Origin of the sequence: Rhodopirellula halodulae, assembly GCF_020966775.1 — a bacterium.
In the GTDB taxonomy this organism is placed as follows: domain Bacteria; phylum Planctomycetota; class Planctomycetia; order Pirellulales; family Pirellulaceae; genus Rhodopirellula; species Rhodopirellula halodulae.
This window is the reverse complement of record NZ_JAJKFV010000029.1, coordinates 346,952-365,323: the sequence shown is the minus strand read 5'-3', so window position 1 is coordinate 365,323 and position 18,372 is coordinate 346,952. Positions and strand designations below refer to the sequence as shown.

The 18,372-nt window shown below is 57.6% G+C and carries 10 protein-coding genes; 7 read left to right on the top strand and 3 right to left on the bottom strand.

The window, feature by feature from the left end:
* Positions 1–4: 4 nt before the first annotated feature.
* Entirely contained in the window at positions 5–1,231 is a 1,227-nt protein-coding gene (locus LOC70_RS14305; protein ID WP_230254550.1) for a lysophospholipid acyltransferase family protein, read from the bottom strand.
* Positions 1,228–2,760 (bottom strand): serine/threonine protein kinase, encoded by a 1,533-nt coding sequence (locus LOC70_RS14300; RefSeq protein WP_230254548.1) that lies wholly within the window; start codon positions 2,758–2,760, stop codon positions 1,228–1,230. The genes LOC70_RS14305 and LOC70_RS14300 overlap by 4 nt, the downstream gene beginning before the upstream one ends.
* A gap of 261 nt (positions 2,761–3,021) precedes the next feature.
* Between LOC70_RS14300 and LOC70_RS14295 the strand changes: the two genes are divergently transcribed.
* Both LOC70_RS14295 and LOC70_RS14290 read left to right on the top strand, forming a co-directional pair.
* Positions 3,022–4,005, top strand: a complete 984-nt coding sequence (locus LOC70_RS14295) for a TIGR04282 family arsenosugar biosynthesis glycosyltransferase (protein ID WP_230254546.1) — start codon at positions 3,022–3,024, stop codon at positions 4,003–4,005.
* Position 4,006: 1 nt separating this feature from the next.
* A complete protein-coding gene (locus LOC70_RS14290) occupies positions 4,007–5,221 on the top strand; it encodes an NAD(P)/FAD-dependent oxidoreductase (RefSeq protein WP_390889071.1) in 1,215 nt (404 codons plus the stop codon).
* A 23-nt stretch (positions 5,222–5,244) separates the two neighbouring features.
* Here LOC70_RS14290 and LOC70_RS14285 read toward each other — a convergent pair whose 3' ends face one another.
* A complete protein-coding gene (locus LOC70_RS14285; protein ID WP_230254533.1) occupies positions 5,245–6,960 on the bottom strand; it encodes an FAD-dependent oxidoreductase in 1,716 nt (571 codons plus the stop codon).
* A gap of 216 nt (positions 6,961–7,176) precedes the next feature.
* Between LOC70_RS14285 and LOC70_RS14280 the strand changes: the two genes are divergently transcribed.
* From LOC70_RS14280 to LOC70_RS14260, 5 genes are all read left to right on the top strand, one after another.
* Complete coding sequence (locus LOC70_RS14280) at positions 7,177–8,772, top strand: aldehyde dehydrogenase (NADP(+)) (RefSeq protein WP_230256148.1); 1,596 nt, start codon at positions 7,177–7,179, stop codon at positions 8,770–8,772.
* Positions 8,773–9,325: 553 nt separating this feature from the next.
* Positions 9,326–9,526: a hypothetical protein gene (locus LOC70_RS14275; RefSeq protein ID WP_230254531.1), complete on the top strand. Its 201-nt coding sequence runs from the start codon at positions 9,326–9,328 to the stop codon at positions 9,524–9,526.
* A gap of 188 nt (positions 9,527–9,714) precedes the next feature.
* Positions 9,715–10,962 carry a DUF1559 domain-containing protein gene (locus LOC70_RS14270; RefSeq protein ID WP_230254529.1) on the top strand — a complete coding sequence of 416 codons (1,248 nt, stop codon included), beginning with the start codon at positions 9,715–9,717 and terminating at the stop codon, positions 10,960–10,962.
* A gap of 296 nt (positions 10,963–11,258) precedes the next feature.
* The gene (locus LOC70_RS14265; protein ID WP_230254527.1) at positions 11,259–17,510 is read left to right on the top strand and encodes a hypothetical protein; all 6,252 of its coding nucleotides are present in this window, start codon (positions 11,259–11,261) and stop codon (positions 17,508–17,510) included.
* Between the two features lie 85 nt (positions 17,511–17,595).
* On the top strand, positions 17,596–18,309 hold the full coding sequence (locus LOC70_RS14260) for a hypothetical protein (RefSeq protein ID WP_230254526.1): 714 nt from the start codon (positions 17,596–17,598) through the stop codon (positions 18,307–18,309).
* Positions 18,310–18,372: the final 63 nt, after the last annotated feature.

The following is an 18,372-nucleotide window of genomic DNA, read 5'->3' as shown; positions in this document are numbered from 1 at the left end:
TGTCTCAGGCCAACAAGTTGGCTTCCTTGGACAACGAAGTCACCATTGTATGCAGTTGGTCTCGAAGTTGGCAAAGCACCGGATCCGTTTCACCGCGAGGCGGACGCCCCGCCGGCACCGGAATCGCTTCCCCGACATCAATCACCACCTTCATTGGAATCGAGTCCTTGGCCTTGCCAAAAATCGCTTCCTGGATCCGCTGAATCGTTTCCACAATTCGCGTGTCGGTAATCTTTCCCGGGGTTAAGTATTCATCGGGAAACGACAACAGAAACTGTGCTAGGTCAGCCCGTTCCACATCGCGACGAAAAGTCGCAGGCTCTCGATTCGATTCTTCCGCGGAGAAGAACGTGCTGGAAACGGCCGCTCGGATTTTGCGAACGCGTTCTCGGACATCGTCGGTGGACTTTGCCACCAAGTCGTACCGTTGTTCGGCCTGTTGAAGCAACTGCTCAATCAATCGATCGCGACGACTGCTCAGATCGCCCGTCGATGCTTGCCCGGTGAATTCGATCTCTTTCAGCGCCAAATAGGCCTGCGAAACCTTCAGCAAACGCCCCACCAAATCTTGGGCGGATCCCATTTGCGAAGCGGGCAACCAACTCAAGGTTCCTTCCAGCTCGGCCAACTGCTCATGAGCCCAGTCACGAGCGTCGTCCAGACACAGATACTTCAGCCCGACCGGGTGAATGACAACCTCACCCTCCCCTGCCTTGGCACGTTTTTTCGCTGCGGCACGAGCGATGAAGGTGACTCCGTCCAGCAACGGCTTCAACAAATCATTGGTGCGGTTGGTGGTGCCTTCAGGGAACAACACCAAAGGACGTTCCCCGGTGGTCAGAATGTCGATCGCGGTTTCCAAGGCTTTGCGATCGTTGCCTTCACGAAAAACGCTGAACGCACCCATGCGCCGAAGCGCAAATTGCTCGAACCGATTGGTGTTGAACAAATGCCACGACGCCATCGCGTACAAATGCGTTCGAACTTGTCGAGCCAACCACCCCAGCACGATCGGATCCGCGTAACGGCAATGATTGGGAGCCAGCAAGATCCCGTGCCCGGCGGACAGAGACTCCGCAAACCGATCGGCGTTGCGGCATTCGTAGTCCAACACCGCTTCTTTGGAGCGAAGGTGCCAATCAATCAACCGGAAGGTTTGAATGGCGGTGGGCCACAGGTTGCCGCGGTAGGGCGGAACAAACTCGTAGGGCCGATCGAGAACTACAGTCAAGACGTCACTTTTGCCAGGAAGTATCCCAACGCGAGAGCGGCGATGAACAGGGAAGTCACGACGGTTCCTAACAAGACCGGGTCGATGCCCTTGTTCTGGTTCTCGTTGCGAGCCGCACGCGTCGCGTTGGGATTGTTTCGTTGAATACCCGAGCCAACGCCGCGTCGACTTCCCGAACTCGGCGTCCGTGCTGTGGGCCCCTTGTACCCTGATTCGACTTCGAGGTCGAGGAAGCTTCCTTCCATCATGTCGGCCGGTGTCACCGGTGCGCCGACTTTGACCAAACGCCCGCTCTCGCTCGCCGCTTCGTTCTGTTCGCGAATCAATTTGGAACGACTGCTGGCCAGCGTGTCGTCGTTCTTGTTCGTCACGGTGTCCTGATGCGACTGGTGAACCAGCGAACCAGAACTGCTTTCAAAATCCATCGAGGACAAGCTGCTGTCTTCATCTGGTGCCTCGCCCAATCCCACGCGAATGGCTTCGCCTTTGGGAACCGCGGAGGCGAACTTTTCGAGAATTTCCGCCACGGCTGACGCGGTTTGATAGCGATAGCGAGGATCCTTTTGGATCATCTTCACGCAGATCCCTTCCAACTCGCCCGGACACTCCGGCCGCAATTCTCGGATGGCCTTGGGCATCTCGTTTTGATGCTTGGCGATCCGCTGGGCCAACGTGCCCTCCGCAAAAGGAGGACGCCCGGTGAGCAAGAAATACAACGTGCAACCAAGGCCGTAGATATCAACGCGGTGGTCCACCGTGTGGCTGTTCAACGCTTGTTCCGGAGCCAAATAATCCGCGGTGCCCAAAACGTTTTCGTTGTTGGCGACCGTCAGCGATTCATCATCGCCCGTCGCGGAAACCAACGCCAAACCCATGTCCAACAAACGCACTCGTCCGTCGCTGTCGATCAACAAATTGGCGGGTTTGACGTCACGGTGCACCACGCCGCGTTCGTGGGCGTGTGCCAACCCACGAGCCGCTTGGCCGATCAATTCGGCAGCGGTGGAAAAGTCCAATGGCCCGTCGCGACGAACCAACATTTGCAGGTCCACCCCGTCGACGTACTCCATCACGATGTAGTGGACGTCACCGTCATTGTCGATGTCGTGGGCCAACACGATGTTGGGGTGATTCAGCGACGCGATCGCCTTGGCTTCGAGTTTGAAGCGAGCCAAATACGACGCATCATTGACACGTTTCTTTGGCAATACCTTGATCGCACGTTTGTCCCCCAGTCCCGTGTGCTCGGCGAGGTAAACGCTGCTCATCCCGCCGGAGCCGATGTGCCCGAGCAGTTTGTACTTGCCCAGGAAGAAGCCCTTGTATTTTCCGGTGAAGAGCTTGTCGACGTGCCAATCCGTCAGCAGCCCGGCTTTCTTGTAAGCCAATGCCAGCTTTTTCGAACTGGTCGGCAGCTTTCCATCACACTTCTCCCGGACCTTCTTGAGAAATCGTTCTTGCGTGGCTTCGTCGACAAGGTTGCTTCTCGCAACCATCTCGACAAATCGTTCCGATGTGATCGAAGCCATAGCGGGTGGAAGAAAATCTCGTTAGAAGACAAGTCCGCGAATCGATATCCCGGTCGAAGGAGACGCCGTGGAGACTAGGAGGAGAGGTCGCGACAAAGTGAATCACACTTGGCCACACCTTTCATCAAGTTTAACCAAAAACTCGCGTTCAGCAGGATGAAATTGTCGGATTGCCGAACGCCTGGGGCGGAATTGTAAACCAATCTGACATCACGTAGTGGTCACGACCGGCATCCTTTCTCGGCAGCAACCAACATTTTCATGTCCGATCCGAAGGCAGATTCCGACACGCCCAAAGTCGACAACGAGCCGAAGCACCCGGCGCCCCAGCCGTGGACTTCCAACGGGCAAGCCAGCCCCCAATCGAGCCCCCCGGTTCACGATGTTCGCTCAAATGACGTCTCCGCCCTGCCCTGCGAAACCGCCGCCCCGGCACCTCGTCAATCCGGCAAACCGGAGTCCGCGCAACCCCGCCCGACACGCGTACTGGGCGTGATGGCCAAAGTCGCCATGTCGGGAAAGGTCAAAACTCGTTTGGGATCCACCATCGGTTTCGACCAAGCCGCCTGCCTACATCAGCGATTCTTGGACCAACTGTTCCAGGAATTTCGTGATTGGGGCGAGCGGCGTGAATGGGTCGCGTCTCCAGTGCTGGCAGCTCGGAAGCAGCAATCCGCTGGGTCGGAACACTGGGCCGGTTTGGAACACTGGACGGTGGTCGACCAGGGTGACGGCGATTTGGGCGATCGAATGAACCGCTGGTTCGCGAGCCAATCGCCCCGTGGGGATTTCATTTCGCCGACGCATGCCATTCTGATTGGAGCCGATTGCCCGCTGCTGGCGACCGGCGACCTGAACACCGTCACTGAAATGCTGCTGTCTCATGACCTGGTGTTGGGACCAGCAGACGACGGCGGTTACTACCTGATCGCGATCTGCCTGAAACCAATCGCACGTGACTCACTGCAACCAACGACGTTTCGTTGGGACGCTCTGTGGCAAGGCGTGCGATGGAGCACGGAGACCGTTTTCGAGGAAACAATGCGGGCCGCCGAGTCGATGGGACTCCGGGTTGGGACCCTACCGACTCGATCCGATGTCGACACGTTCGACGACCTGACGTCCCTCCTTCATCAAATTGAAAATCTCAACGACAATACCGACGTCGTTCCGACGAGATCAAGGGACTCGCACCGACAACTTGCAAGCGACATACGCCAAATTCTCAAACTGACCGTTGACTGATTTGTCCAACTCTTACGCCTCCACCGATCACGTCTCAACGGCACCACCGACGTCCTGCGGTAGCGTTGTGATCGGCGGTGGAGTCATCGGACTCTCCGTCGCTTGGGAACTGGCACGTCGTGGCGAAACGGTCACACTGCTGGACCGCGGTGACATCGCCAAAGGAACGTCCTGGGCCGCGGCAGGAATTCTGCCGCCCGCCAATTTTGACCGCGCGACCGATCCGATTGATCGACTGCGTGGGTACAGCCACACCTTGTGGCCGCTGTGGTGCCAACAGTTGACAGAACACACGGGGATCGACCCCGGCTTGATGCGTTGCGGTGGCATGTACTTGGCCGAATCAATCGGCGAAGCCTCCGCGCTGACGGGAATGATGGCTTACTGGAACGATCTGAATCTGGAATGTGAACGCATCGATGCCGACGAACTTCTGCGTCGACAACCACGATTAAGCAGTTGGGCCGAAACCAATCCCTGGATCCAAAAACATCCCCAAAGCGCCGGATGGTGGACACCGGACGAGTACCAGATTCGCCCGCCCAGGTTGCTTGCTGCGTTGGCAAAGCAATGTCAACAACGCGGGGTCCATTTGTGCCCGCATTCCAACGTTCGCGACCTCCATGCGACCGACACCGGTTGCAAATTGGTTGTCGAGACATCAGGTGGCGTAGCAAGCAGCATTCAATGCGACCAAGTCGTGCTATGCGGCGGGGCGACCATCGGCAGCATTGCTCCCGAAGTCCGCTTGAACGCATCGGTCATCCCAATACGAGGCCAAATCCTGTTGCTTCACAGCCAAACCTTCACCGATCCGATCGTGCTCAACATTGGCAACCGATATTTGGTGGCCCGGGGTGACGGACATGTGCTGGTCGGTTCCTGCGAAGAAGAGGTTGGGTTCGAATTAGGAACCACGCCCGAGGTGTTGGAAGGCCTTCGCCATTTCGCGAATCGGGTTTGTCCGGAACTGTCATCCGCGAAGGAAGTGGCCAGTTGGTCGGGGCATCGTCCCATGACCTTTGACGGTTTCCCGATGATCGGACGCATCCCCGATCAAGAACGCTTGCTCGTTGCGGGCGGCCATTACCGCAGTGGTATCCACCTCGCTTGCGGAACCGCCGTCGCCATTGCCGACACGGTTGAGCGACGCACCTCCTTCATGGACCTGTCGAGCTTTTCGGTTGGAAAGCAACAAGCCCATCTCAGCGTCTGAGCGATGCGAATTTCGGCGGCTCATCACGACGCATCAAAGCACCGATTGCGAACCGTCGCTCCGCCCGAGAGATTCTGAACGTCAAATCCATGTTGGCGTAAAATCCGCGAAGCGATGTGGCCGCGAACTCCAACCGCACAACTGACGACCGTGGGACGTGTCGGATCCAATTCATCCAGTCGATCACGAAGCTCGTCGACCGGGATGTGAATCACGCCGTCCGCATTCCGCAGCGGCGCCTTTTCAATTTCGGCTTTGCTTCGGACGTCCACGATCTGCAAACCTTCCAAATCCGCGTCCGAATCGGCAAAGGTCTCCACACCGTCCAGCAAATTCGTTGCGGCAAATCCTGCCATGTGCACAGGATCCTTGGCCGATCCAAACGGCGGAGCGTACGCCAAATCCAGTCCCGTCAGGTCTCGCACCGACCCGCCAAAATGCATCGCCGTGGCGATCACATCAATCCGCTTGTCGATCCCACTGCCGCCAACGCATTGGGCTCCCAGAATCTTTCCATCACCTGGATCAAAGACCAACTTCAACGTCATCATCTCGGCCCCCGGGAAATAACCCGCGTGGTGTTTCGCAACGACGGTGACGCTGGTGGCTTCCACACCACAGCGTTTCGCGGAGGCACGAGTCAGCCCCGTCATGGCGACGGATACATCAAACACTCGCACCACGCTGGTGCCCCAAACAGGCACAGTCGGCTGAGACTTTCCCGTCACCGCATGCTCGCCCGCCAGTCTGCCAGCACGGTTCGCCGGTCCGGCCAAAGCGACTCGCATCGGTGACTGAGTCGGGCCAAAGATCGGTTCCGAGACGTCCCCCACCGCATACACATCAGGATCGCTCGTTCGAGAAAACTGATCCACATGCACGCCGCCTGTTCCGCCGATCGCCAACCCGGACTCCACGGCCAACTGCGTGTTGGGACGGACGCCGATCCCAAGAATGACCAGATCCGCCGCGCATTCAGACTGATCGCTTAAACGAACCGCCGTGGCGTTGGTTCCTTCGCATTGAATCGACTCCAGCCCAACGCCCAAATGCAATTCGACATGGTTTTCACGCAGGCTCGATTCAATGGGTTTTGCCATCTCCGGATCCAGCAATGGCAGCACCTGATTTTGCAACTCCACCAAGGCGACTTCGACATCGCGACGTCGAAGTTGTTCCACCATCTCCAGCCCGATGTATCCCGCACCAACCACCACGGCACGTTTGACTTTCGTGGAATCCACCAACGCTTTGATCCGATCCATGTCCGCAAGATTCCGCAGCGTTTGCACGTTCGCGGCATCCACACTGGGCAGACCGGGAGCAATGGGCAGATCGGGAACAATGGGTGATGCCCCCGGAGCCAAAATCAATTTGTCGTACGGTTGCTCGTAGGTCGCTTCGGCGGATCCACCTTCGATCGCGTGCCTTCGAACAGTGACAGTTTTCTTCTCTCGGTTCATCGAGACGACTTCTTCGCGAGTGCGGACATCCAATCGAAAACGACGTCTCAGGAACTCGGCTGATGCAACCACCAAAGCGTCTCGATTTTCAATCTCACCGCCGATGTGATAAGGCAACCCACAATTGGCAAAGGACACATGCTCGTCCTTTTCAAACAAAATGATCTCGGCGTCCTCATTCATCCGCCGCGCCCGGGTCGCGGCGGACGCCCCGCCGGCAACGCCACCCACGATCACCAACCGAACGGGTTTCGACTTCGATTCACTCGCCATCATTCCTGCCTCTAACAAACCATCACCTCAAGACATTTCGATGCATTGGTAATGTTTTGGTACCGCCGACGCAACACCGTCGCCGTCGAGTATTGGGCCTTCGGATGAACCAGATTCGCGAGACCGGTTGAGGCAATTCGGAGAATGATTGACGATACAGACTCAACTCCATGGAGTTTCGACGAGTTCGTTCACTTCTACGCAGAAAGCTTGCCTTTTATGTCCATCGCATCGCCCGCCACCCAACCCGTTTTGATCGCAGGAACCTGGCGAGACGCCAACGCGTCGTCCACTTTCCAAGCCACCGACCCCAATCGGAACGAGAAACTCGACGCATCGTTCCCCGTGAGTGAGTGGAAGGATTGCGATGAGGCACTGGACGCCGCCGTGGAAGCTGCCGCCGAGCTTCGAAAGCTGGGGCCGGAAAAAGTGGCTGAATTCTTGGAGTGTTACGCCGACAAGATCGACGCGGCGAAAGACAAATTGGTGGAAACCGCGTTTGCCGAAACCGGTTTGGCCCGTTCGCCTCGTTTGGCCGATGTGGAACTGCCTCGGACAAGCAATCAATTGCGTGCCGCAGCCAAGGCGTGCCGCACCGGCAACTGGGCATTGCCGACCATCGACACCCAAGCTGGCATCCGTTCTTGCTACGGTCCGCTTGGCCCGGTGTGCGTGTTCGGTCCCAACAACTTTCCCTTCGCCTTTGGAAGCGTTTCCGGTGGCGACTTCGCGGCGGCGATCGGTGCGGGGAACCCTGTGATCGGTAAGGCGAACAGTTCGCACCCGGACACGACTCGATTGTTTGCCGAACTGGCGTTGGAAGCCACCGCGGAAACGGGATTGCCAGCCGCCACCGTGCAATTGATCTACCGCACCAGTCATGCCGATGGCGAAAAATTGGTTTCCGATCCGCGCGTCGGCGCGACCGGATACACGGGCAGTCGGGGTGCCGGCCTAACCTTGAAAGCGGCGGCCGACAAAGCGGGCAAACCGATTTACCTCGAACTATCCAGCGTCAATCCAGTGGTCATCACGCCGGCGGCGCTGCAGGAACGTGGCGACGCGATCGTCGATGAATTCATGACCAGTGTTTTGATGGGCACCGGACAGTTCTGCACAAACCCTGGCACCGTGATGTTGCTCAAGAGTGACGCAACGGACCAGTTCATCGCGGCGGTCAAGGAACGCTTCTCGACATCGCCATCCGGCACACTGCTTTCGCCTGCCGTGGCGTCCTCGCTGGGCAAGAGCATTGAAGCATTGGTTGGATTCGGTGCTGAACTTCTGGCCGGTGGCGGTGAAGCGGAAGCAGATCGTTGTGCCATGGCCAACACGTTGCTCAAAACCAGCGGAGCCGAATTCCTTAGCAACCCAGAAGGCTTCCAAACAGAAGCCTTTGGCAACGCATCCTTGTTGGTCGTCGCCGATGATCTGGACCAACTCTGCGAAGCGATCCGTCATCTCGAAGGCAACTTGACTGGATGCGTTTACTCGGCCAACGACGGAAGTGACGAAGAGTCCTACTCGAAGATCGCTTTTGAACTGGAACCTAAGGTCGGTCGCTTGCTGAATGACAAGATGCCAACCGGAGTCGCCGTCAGCCCCGCCATGAACCACGGCGGCCCTTATCCAGCAACGGGACACCCGGGTTTCACTGCGGTTGGAGTCCCCGGTGCACTGCTTCGCTTCGGAAAGCTAACCAGCTTCGACAACGTTCGCGAATCGCGATTGCCAGCTTTGTTGAAAGACACGCCTCCAACTGCGGAGACTTGGCGGATGATCGACAACCAATGGTCGCAGGGAAGCGTTTCCTAATCGCGAAACTGGACTGAACCCGACCGTCGCTCGGTCGACGAACCGAGCGACGCCGCGCCCGCCGATCCGACGCATCTCTGATCTCGAACGGCATTGACAAAGCCCCCGTCACCGCAGTTCAGACACGCTCATAATGTGCGTCCCCGCCTCGTTTTGAGTGTCCCTTTCGGATCACCCTATGCTGTCTTTCCTCACGTTAGTCACTTTGCAACCGATGGCGACCAAGGTTCGTCCGCGTGGCCAAAGATGAACCAAACGTGCAACAATAAACGACAAAAACGCCATTCAATGACCAGGAAACCGAAATATTTCCTGAAAAAACACAAAAAACAACAAGAGCGACGATCCCGCCCTTCTCTGTCGCTTCAGGAAACTTGCCGACAGTAGCGAATCTCTCAGCGACTCTTGATCGAGGTCACCCCCCGTTTCGAACCGCGTTTGATATTTGGCGATTCGGATTTGAGTGCTTATGGTCCTTCTCAGTGGCCGAGTAAAGGAACGAATGAGACCGGTTCCGACTCGACCGTTGGGCTTTCAAACCAGCAAGGACCAAATGATGACTTCGTGCATGTGCCAAGACGGCAAATGGATGGCTTTGGCGTTTCTCTTCCTACTGCTAGCCGGTTGCGGGCAATCCTCCAACTCGATGTTGTCCTCGAGCAACATGAGTGAAGAGCAAGCTGCCGTGGAAGAGCTGATGGGTCGCTCGAACGTGCTCGCGGCACAGCGTCCCAAACTCCCAGGCCTTCGCTAGTCGTTGAGCCTTTAAAGCTTGCTCCAGTGCGGCTGCGATGACTCAAGAGCATCGACAGCCTCATGAGCCAAATCGGGAAAGGCGGATTCCCAAATCATCCGGAACCAAGAGTCACGTTGACGCAGCGTTCCTGGATTCCCACCTCTGCAAAACTTCCCTCCTGCAGCCAACACAAAACCATCGGTGCCATGATGTCCGCTTCAACACCGCACTTGACCGAACTCACTTCTACGACACTCCCGCCGAAGCCTGGCCGCTTTGCCAAAGCAAACCCAGCCCAATCTCGTTCGGCGTTCACCTTGGTGGAACTCTTAGCCGTCATCGCGATCTTGGGTGTGCTGATCGGCTTGATGCTTCCCGGACTGCAATACGTTCGCGAAGACGCCAGACGCACCGGATGCAGCAACAACTTCACGCAGCTCGGACTGGCCCTGCACAATTACCATGCTGCGTACAACAAGTTCCCCTACAGCCGCACCGTCAACGATGCGAACTGGCGTGGCTACAGCGCGATCGTTGGCATGCTGCCTTACATGGAACAGCAAGAAATCTGGGAAATGGTTTCGAGCCGCCACACCAGCGACAGCGGAACCCATTACGAGAAGTACGGCGGCTTTCCTTGGACTGCCGACTACACCCCCAACCGCATTCAAATTCCCGCACTTCGATGCCCGTCCGATGCGACCGAAACAGCCGCGATTGGGCGTCTGAATTACGGATTCTGCTACGGGGACGCCGCTCGCTACATCACTTACTACTGGTTCCATCCGGACCAAAACCATCCGGAAGAAGAGCACACTTGGCTCGGTGATCCTTCGGTGGACCGTGGCATGTTCACCTGGAACCGACGCAAGCAATTTCGTGATTGCCTGGACGGAACAAGCCAGACGATGCTGATGGGTGAGATGGCGACGTTCCAGGGCGACCGTTCGGTCATCGGCACCACCGCGATCTTTGGCACGCGGGACTTTCAAACAGACCTGCAACAATGCAAAGACACGGTTCAACCCAATCGTCCGCAGTTCTACAAAGAGGACCAAACCCTGGCCGGCATGGGACGATTCAGCGGCCAGACCAACCGCGGGCGTTGGTGGATGGATCCGGTCAGCTGCAACGCAGCGGTCAACACGATCCTGGCGCCCAATCAACCAAGCTGCACGTTCAGCTCTGAACCTGGTTTGGATTGGTACGGCGGCGTCTATACCGTCTCCAGTCGCCATCAAGGTGGGGCTCATATTTTGATGACGGACGGAGCGATCAAGTTCGTCACCAACACCATCGACACCGCCACCGACAAAATGGACTCCAACACGACCGTGACTCAGTACGGACCTGGGGAAGGACATACCGCCGGAGCGGAAAGCCCCTTTGGTGTTTGGGGTGCACTTGGCACAGCCGCATCGCAGGAAGCACGAGCCAACTCAGCCGCGTTTTAGCGGCCGGTTGGTCGATCGAATCGACGCTCAAAGGGCGACCATCTGTTCTGTGCTTTGCCGGGCCGAGAGACGCTGGGTTGGCGGAGCAAAGCGGTCGGTCAATCTGCGGGCGGTTTGAATCCGGCGACAGCCAAAGCTTTCGCCGCCAGAAATTCTGAATAAACGCGGCAAAATCGAGTATCAAAGCGAATTGCGGCACTCCTCGCGGGCTCTGGCGAAGGGTGCACTCCCGCGACTCGTTGTGGCATTTCCCCGGCCATGGCGAAGCTTCCCCGCAATTTGCCATGGTTTCCAAGATGGAAATACTGCTCGTCCTCGTCGCCGCTTGGCTCGCCGTCACCCTGCTGGGTCATCTTAGCTGGGTCATTCTGCGAACCATCTTTCAGCTCATTTTCCGGCCAAGCGAACTGCTGGAATCACGGCCGAGCCAAACGCGAAAGAGCGGAAACGGCAACAACTCGCCCTCGCGAAAACTCAGCGATGACTCGTCGCCACCTGATCCCAAACAGGATTTGATCGCATTCTCTCGAATGCTGGATGCTCTCATCGCAACGGGACGCCTGCCGCGAGACGAAGCTAGGTCCCTGCGTGATTCCGCGAAATCGCTTGCCGACGGAGAACCTCACGCCAGCCCGACTCCGCCTCCGATTGGGCCAACATTGGATGAGAAACCATCCATTGTCCAGCCGCCTGCCTTCGAATCTCCAAGCTCCAAATTGCCCGTCGCTGCACCCAAGGCTGAAGCTGGTTCAGCGGAGACGGAACCATCCGTCGTCACAGCGGCTTTGGTGTCACCGAGCCCGGAGCCGAGCCCCAGCACATTACGGAACCAAACACCAACCACCCCCAAGAAAGCTCTTTCAGAAGTCATCACCTCGTTTTTGGCACGCAACAACATTCGTTGGGGTGAATTGGTGGCGGGGTTGCTGGTGGTGGTTTGCTCCATCGGATTGGTCGTTAGTCTTTGGAACACGTTGACCTCCGCGCACCGCGTGATTCCATCGCTGATTTTCATGGGAGCCGACGCGGCGATCTTTGCCGCGGGGCTGTACACCGTCAAACGTTGGAAGCTTCGCCACACCAGCCGAGCCGTGCTGATCATCGCCACTTTGCTGGTGCCGCTTTGCGTCTTGGCGGGGATGGCTGCCGCCGGTGCGGGATTGGATTCTGTCTCACTGTCTGATCCCGCCACCTTGGGAACCATCGCGGTTGGACTAGCGGGTTGCGGTTGGTTGTTGCTGCAATCATCACGAAGCCTGGTTGGACGTGCCGATGCTTTGGCACTCACCACCAGCGTGATTGCGCCGACGCTGTCGTTGCCACTGTTGCCCACCGCCGCCCGATGGTTGGGAACACAGGGGTTGGGAACACAAGCGGGATATGCGGTGATCGTTCCGGCGATCATCGTCGCGGCGACGCTACTCTGGCCAAGGCACCGAGATCGCACCCGCCTACTGAACGCTGACAGCCGTTCACCTATGGGTGGTCGCCGACATTGGAAAAACCGTTGGCTGAGCATCGGCATCGCCACGGCCGCCATGAGCAGCGTACTCGTCTACGCGGCGTTCTTGTTGAGCGGGTTTGATAGCCCTCAGTTGGTGCAAATGGCCTGGATCCAAATCGCCATCGCATCCATTCCGTTCTGGGTCGCGGTTGCATCGAGCTGCCACCAAGACGCATCTCGACTTCGGCAGGCACCTGATGCCTCGCCAAGCTGGGTAGCCAACTCGCATTTGATCGCCACGGTGCTGAAGCTGCTCTCGCTGGGAATCGTCCTGGCCGTCTTGCCAGCGTCGCTGAGACAGTTGGATTGGATGTGGGTGCATGCTTCGGTTGCCGCAGCGTCGTGGGGCGTTGCATCGCTCGCCTTGCGACAGCGTGGTGTGATCGCCGGAACCAGTCTTCCTCTTGGTGCGGCAGCGATGATTTCGTCGCCGACTTGGCTTGGAGACACCCAATGGGGCGAGCTTCCGCTGTGGCGAATGATCCTTGGTGGGGAAGCCATGGCCGTGTCGTTGGGCATGAGCTTGCTACTCGGATCAGTGGCATTCGTGCTGTGCAGGACCAAACGCGATTCAAAGTTGATTCAGAACGAAATCGGCGGCACCTCGCTCGCAGCAGCGGCCTGGGGTGCGTTGGCATTCGTGCAAGCACTGGTCCTCAGCCTCGCACCTGAAAGCTGGCGAGGAGTGATCCCGAGCTTGACCGTCGAAGTGGTTCTCGGACTGTCGACCTTGGCGTGCATCGCGGCTTCGATGAAAGAGGCTCGATCGGCACGAGCGACCCCGTGGATCTGCCTCGCGTTTTGGGCATCCGCCATCGGTTTAGTGAACTGGATCGACGGGCGGGCCTCCCTGGATTTGAACGCTGCTCCTTGGATCGGATTGGCCGTGGCGATGAGCCTGGCCGCCGCTGCAGTGCTGAATCGTTTCCTGCCAACCTTGGTGAATCAGACAACCAACGATCCGGAACCGTCTTCTAATCGCGAGATGTCTTGCATACCAGCAAGCCTGTCGTCGATGAAACGGCACGCCATCGCGACGGGTGCCAGCAGTTGCCTCGCGATGGCAGCTTTGGGCGGAGTCGCACTGCTATCGAACCACGCCGAGTCGGTCGCTGCACCGGGATGGTGGCTCGCCAGTGGACAACTTTGGCTTCTGACGCTGTTGCTCGGACTGACATCAGTACTGTTGAAGAAACGCGGTTGGTTGCAGACAACAATGTGCCTGTCGTTGGTTCCGGTTGTCACCTGCTTAACCGCCGGTCTTGGCGTCACCACTTGGCATGCGGATTCGTGGTGGAACGGCATCGCAACCTGGTGGGTTGCCGTGATCTTCACCGCCACCGCTGCGTTGTGGTTGCTGGCAAGAGAAAGCCAACTGCTCCGCCAATGGTTTTCCGATGAACAACCGACCCACAGACAATTGAACTGGCAAGCGATGCCGGATGGCTGGATGGGGATGCTTGCGGTCGGCACGATTGTTTTCACCGTGGCACGCCAATACGCGGCGATCGCGGTGGCACCATTGCAGACGATGCAGTGGTGGCCCAACAATCAATGGTTCACCGCCGCCGACTTCGCTTGGTATGAATCCGCAGGTGCTCTCGCATTGATCTCCTTGACGCTCGGGTTGTTTGTCCGATCGCGACAGCATTCTGAGAACGCCTCTAGGTCGGGATCTGAATGGAAACAGTGGGCGACGGGCTTGCTCGCTGCGGCGTGCATCTACTTGGCTTGCCAATTCGCCATCGCATGGACAACGCAAGCAGCGACTTGTTTGGTGCTTGCCACTTCGTTGAGCTGTGCGTTTCTCTTAGCGTGGAAATATCTGCCGCGCTGGCTGCTAACTGCTTCGCACAAACTCAGTGCCCTTCTTGAAAACCACGACACCAATCGATCGCAGCCTTGGATCCCAGCGATCGCGACGTTCTTGGTGGCTCTTGGCTCTCTGGTTCTCCTCGGCACGGACTGGCTGACATCGTTGTCCAACAATCAGTCGCCCAACGTGGTCAGCACGCTTGCGGTTTCGATTTGGTGGGTGATGAGTTCGATTGCATTGCTTTGGTCGCAATCAACGACTCGACGCGAAGAGGTCTCGAACTCACTTTTGTCTGCGGTATTGCTGCCGCTCGCGGTTGGAATTGCTTGCCCCGCGGTCATCGCTCGGGTCCCCTTCGCCAAAGAACCATTGGTTTGGCTACAAGTTTCCGTCTTGGGCTCCCTGGTGTGGTGGTCGTTGCAACTGGTTCGCCAACGCCTTTCAACACAAGCCAACCATGAAAGCGTTTCGAGCCAAGGGACCTTGTCCGCCGGCACGCACCTGACGCGAGCATGGATATTGTCGATGGGATTGATCGGCTGCGTAGGATCGATCTGGGTCGCAGGCTGGTCCACCGGGACGATGCTGCAACCACCTTTCTCTTTGTGGACGCTTCCGGTGGGAGCCCTGATCTCTCTTGTCGGGGTTGCGGTGGTGATGCGGCACGACCTACGTCCCGCCAAGGACGCTTGGCCATTCGCGATCAGTTTGCTTTCCGGGCATGCTGCGGTGCTTGCCGTGTGGCTGAAGTGGATTGCCCCTGAATCAAGCCTACTGTTGATGAGCAGTCTGTGGTTGCTCGCTGCGGCGGGTTCCGCTGTCGTGCACTGGCGACGCAATATTCCACTTCACGCTTGGCATCTGACCGCGCTGACCTTTGTGCTGGCGTGGGTCGCCGTGTTTGCCGACACGCCAACGACCTGGGGCTTGTCCGTACTCGCACTCGCGAGCCTTTCTGTCGCGGGAGTTTCCTCCGCACGATTCGGTCGAGCATTGACCTCGCCGGAGCCTGCTGACTCGACCGAAAAACAACGGCCGAGGTGGCAAACGCTTGGATCGCTGGCATCTGATACCGCTTGGGACTGGCGAAGCGTCTTGCCTCGGCTCATCGGATGGTCAACGGTTGGAATCGGATGCTGGCTACTGTGGTTTGAAATCCTGGATCCTTACGTCTCATTCAGGAACTTTGACCCAACATCGATTTGGTTGGCATGGATGGCGATTTGGGTCCTGATCTGGCGATGGACTGGGAGCCAATCGTCCGCTTCACTAGCGGATTCTGAAGTTGCGCTGGCGATGATTCCCGTCGCGGGACTGGGGTGGATGGAGTCGCACCTGGCGCTGCCTCGATCGGTGTTTGCGGGGGCGGGCTGGCAAGGTCCAACCAGTGGCTTGATGACGATTGGTTCGCTCGCGTTGGTTGCAGCATCGGCTTGGCTGCGTCCACAGAAGCGAACGGTTTGGTTCGCCAGCGTGGTGCTGTCTTGCATAGCCTTGAGCGAAACCGCTCTTTGGGTACTGGCTCAATCCAGCATCGATACCAACAGCGGGTTCATCGCCACACACTTGGCCGTGACCGTCGGCTTGATCGCATGGACGTTCGCAACGTCGGTTGTCGGAGGCTCACGTTTCCGTTTGGCGACCGCATTGGAATCGGTGGGCTTGCTTTGGGCTGGCGTCAGTTCGCTGCTGGCCTGCTATCTGGTGCTTGATCATGTTGCTGCGCCTTGGCCGGCCGTTTGCATCCTTGCCACTGGAACCTTGGCGTGGGTCTTTTACGAACTGGCCGAACGGAACCTCGCCCAAAACCCAAACAACACGAGCCCAAACAACACGGCTCCAAACGCCACTTCCCGACGACGCCACATTGCCGTCGGCTTAGTGCTATGGTCCATCGGATTGCTGGCGGTATTGACGGGACTGCCACAGAAATACGCAGTGCTCATTGCGGTGATGCGTTTGCTGGTGGCCAGCGTGGTGATGGTGGCGGTGTTCCTGCTCGGCATCCCCAAACTGCTAAGCGGGCCTTTCCTCGAACGATGGAATCAGGCACTCACCCGAGGCGGCTTGCTATCGGGATTGGTCGCAACCATCGCGACGGTTCTGATGCTGGCGTTGGAGGTGTCCATCCGCCAGCCGATCATAGGAATTCCCGAAATCAGCATGCCTGTGGTCGTTGCGGTGGCGATCACACTGGGTGCGTTGGGAGTGATCGCAGGTGTGTGGGCGGTGCTGGCGGGACCTGCCACTCGACAGAGTCCCAACACTCGACGGGGCCCCAACACTCGACCGAGCATCACACTCACCGACAACCAACGCAAAGGACTGCTTTACTTTGCACAAGGCATCGCGGCAACGACCTGGTTGCATCTGTTTCTGTGCCGAACAGGAATCGCGTTTTTGGGTTTACGTCAAGTTTGGCCCTACGTCGTCATGGCAATCGCCTTTGCCAGTGTTGGCTTGACACAGTGGGCGATCCGCCGAGGCGACGAAGTGCTTGCGGAGGTGATGCGCCGCACGTCGATGTTCCTGCCCATGATTCCCGTGGTTGGTTTTTGGCTCAGTGGTTCCTACGCCGTGTTGATGCAATCCGAGCAGTGGTCATGGACGTTCTTCCGCGGCACGACTTCCTACCAAGGCTTGCTGCTGGTCGGTGCGATCTATTACGGGATGATGTCGCTGCTGTGGCGAAACGGATTGCCACGAGTGGCGACGGTCGTCCTTGCCAACGCAGCGTTGTGGATCACGTTGACTCAAATTCCTGGCTGGGACTTTCTTTCGCATCCGCAAGCCTGGTTGATCCCACCAGCGGCATGCGTGTTGGCTGTCGCTCACTTGCAGCGAGATCGCCTGGATGCCGCGACCAGTTCGGCGGTCCGCTACGCGTGCACATTGGTCATTTACCTGAGTAGCACCGCCGACATGTTGCTGTCAGAGATTGGCACCTCGCTATGGGGACCAATCATCCTGGTTCTGCTCGCACTTGCCGGAATGGCAGTCGGCGTCGTTCTACGAGTTAAACCATTCCTCTACCTAGGCACCATTTTCGCATTCCTAGGGGTGACCAGCATGGTGTGGCATTCGACCCAAGCCATCGACGCGGTGTGGCCATGGTGGGCATTTGGAATCACCACGGGACTGCTGCTGTTGACTGGTCTCGCGATGATCGAAAAGCACCGGCCAAGACTCAACCGCTTGGCCAATCAACTTGCGACCTGGGACGGTTAGACGCCCACCGCGAAACGAAATGCCATGCACCTGGGTGCTTCTGTTCGCTAGACTGCGCGGATCCAGCTCAAAGGAAAGGATCACCATGGCTAAATCAGAACAACAAAAGCAGAAAAAACTTGCTAAGAAAAAAGCAAAAGAACAACGCAAGAAACGCGAACTGGCACGCCAGCAACAATTGATGACGTCCATGGCTGGCAAGATGCAGGCGGCCGCCAATGGAGAAATCAAAGATTGCTTGATCAGCGATTCCCTGTTCGAAGGCAATGACGAATCGGCAGCGATCGGACACGTGATGCTTTCGCGAGTAGCACCTGGCGGTCACATCGCGATGGCATTTTTCCTGGTCGACCTGGGCTGCATGGGCGTCAAAGATGTGGCCGGAAATTATCGGACACCAACCGAATACAGCGATGTCATGACTGACATGCGCAATCGAAGGGCGATGCAGCCCTGCTCACCCGAGTTTGCTCGTGGCGTGGTCGAGGCGTCCATCGGCTTTGCTGAATCTTGCGGGCTGGCTCCACACCCGGACTATGTCAAATACGCGCCGCTGTGGAACGACATTGAACCCATTTCGGTGGAAAACAAAATCACCTTTGGCGCTAATGGGCGTCCCGTCTACATCGCCGGACCTTTTGACAACGACGCTCGCCAAGCATTGATCTTCAATCGAATGTCAAACGCACTCGGTGCCGGCAACTTCCACTTCGTGGCAGTCCCTGAGCAACAGCAAAAATTGCTTGAAGAAGATTTTTCGGACGAGCCCACCATGAACCGAATCGACTCTGCTGAATAGCGAACCGATCATTCCGTGACCGTTGGTCCAGGCGACGAACCTGAACCATGGGCGAGAAGCAAT

Bases quoted from the DNA above. Each gene is read 5' to 3' on its own strand.
- LOC70_RS14300 (WP_230254548.1), bottom strand. From the start codon at position 2,760: ATGGCTTCGATCACATCGGAACGATTTGTCGAGATGGTTGCGAGAAGC.
- LOC70_RS14295 (WP_230254546.1), top strand. From the start codon at position 3,022: ATGTCCGATCCGAAGGCAGATTCCGACACGCCCAAAGTCGACAACGAG.
- LOC70_RS14285 (WP_230254533.1), bottom strand. From the start codon at position 6,960: ATGATGGCGAGTGAATCGAAGTCGAAACCCGTTCGGTTGGTGATCGTG.
- LOC70_RS14280 (WP_230256148.1), top strand. From the start codon at position 7,177: ATGTCCATCGCATCGCCCGCCACCCAACCCGTTTTGATCGCAGGAACC.
- LOC70_RS14275 (WP_230254531.1), top strand. From the start codon at position 9,326: ATGATGACTTCGTGCATGTGCCAAGACGGCAAATGGATGGCTTTGGCG.
- LOC70_RS14270 (WP_230254529.1), top strand. From the start codon at position 9,715: ATGATGTCCGCTTCAACACCGCACTTGACCGAACTCACTTCTACGACA.
- LOC70_RS14265 (WP_230254527.1), top strand. From the start codon at position 11,259: ATGGAAATACTGCTCGTCCTCGTCGCCGCTTGGCTCGCCGTCACCCTG.
- LOC70_RS14260 (WP_230254526.1), top strand. From the start codon at position 17,596: ATGGCTAAATCAGAACAACAAAAGCAGAAAAAACTTGCTAAGAAAAAA.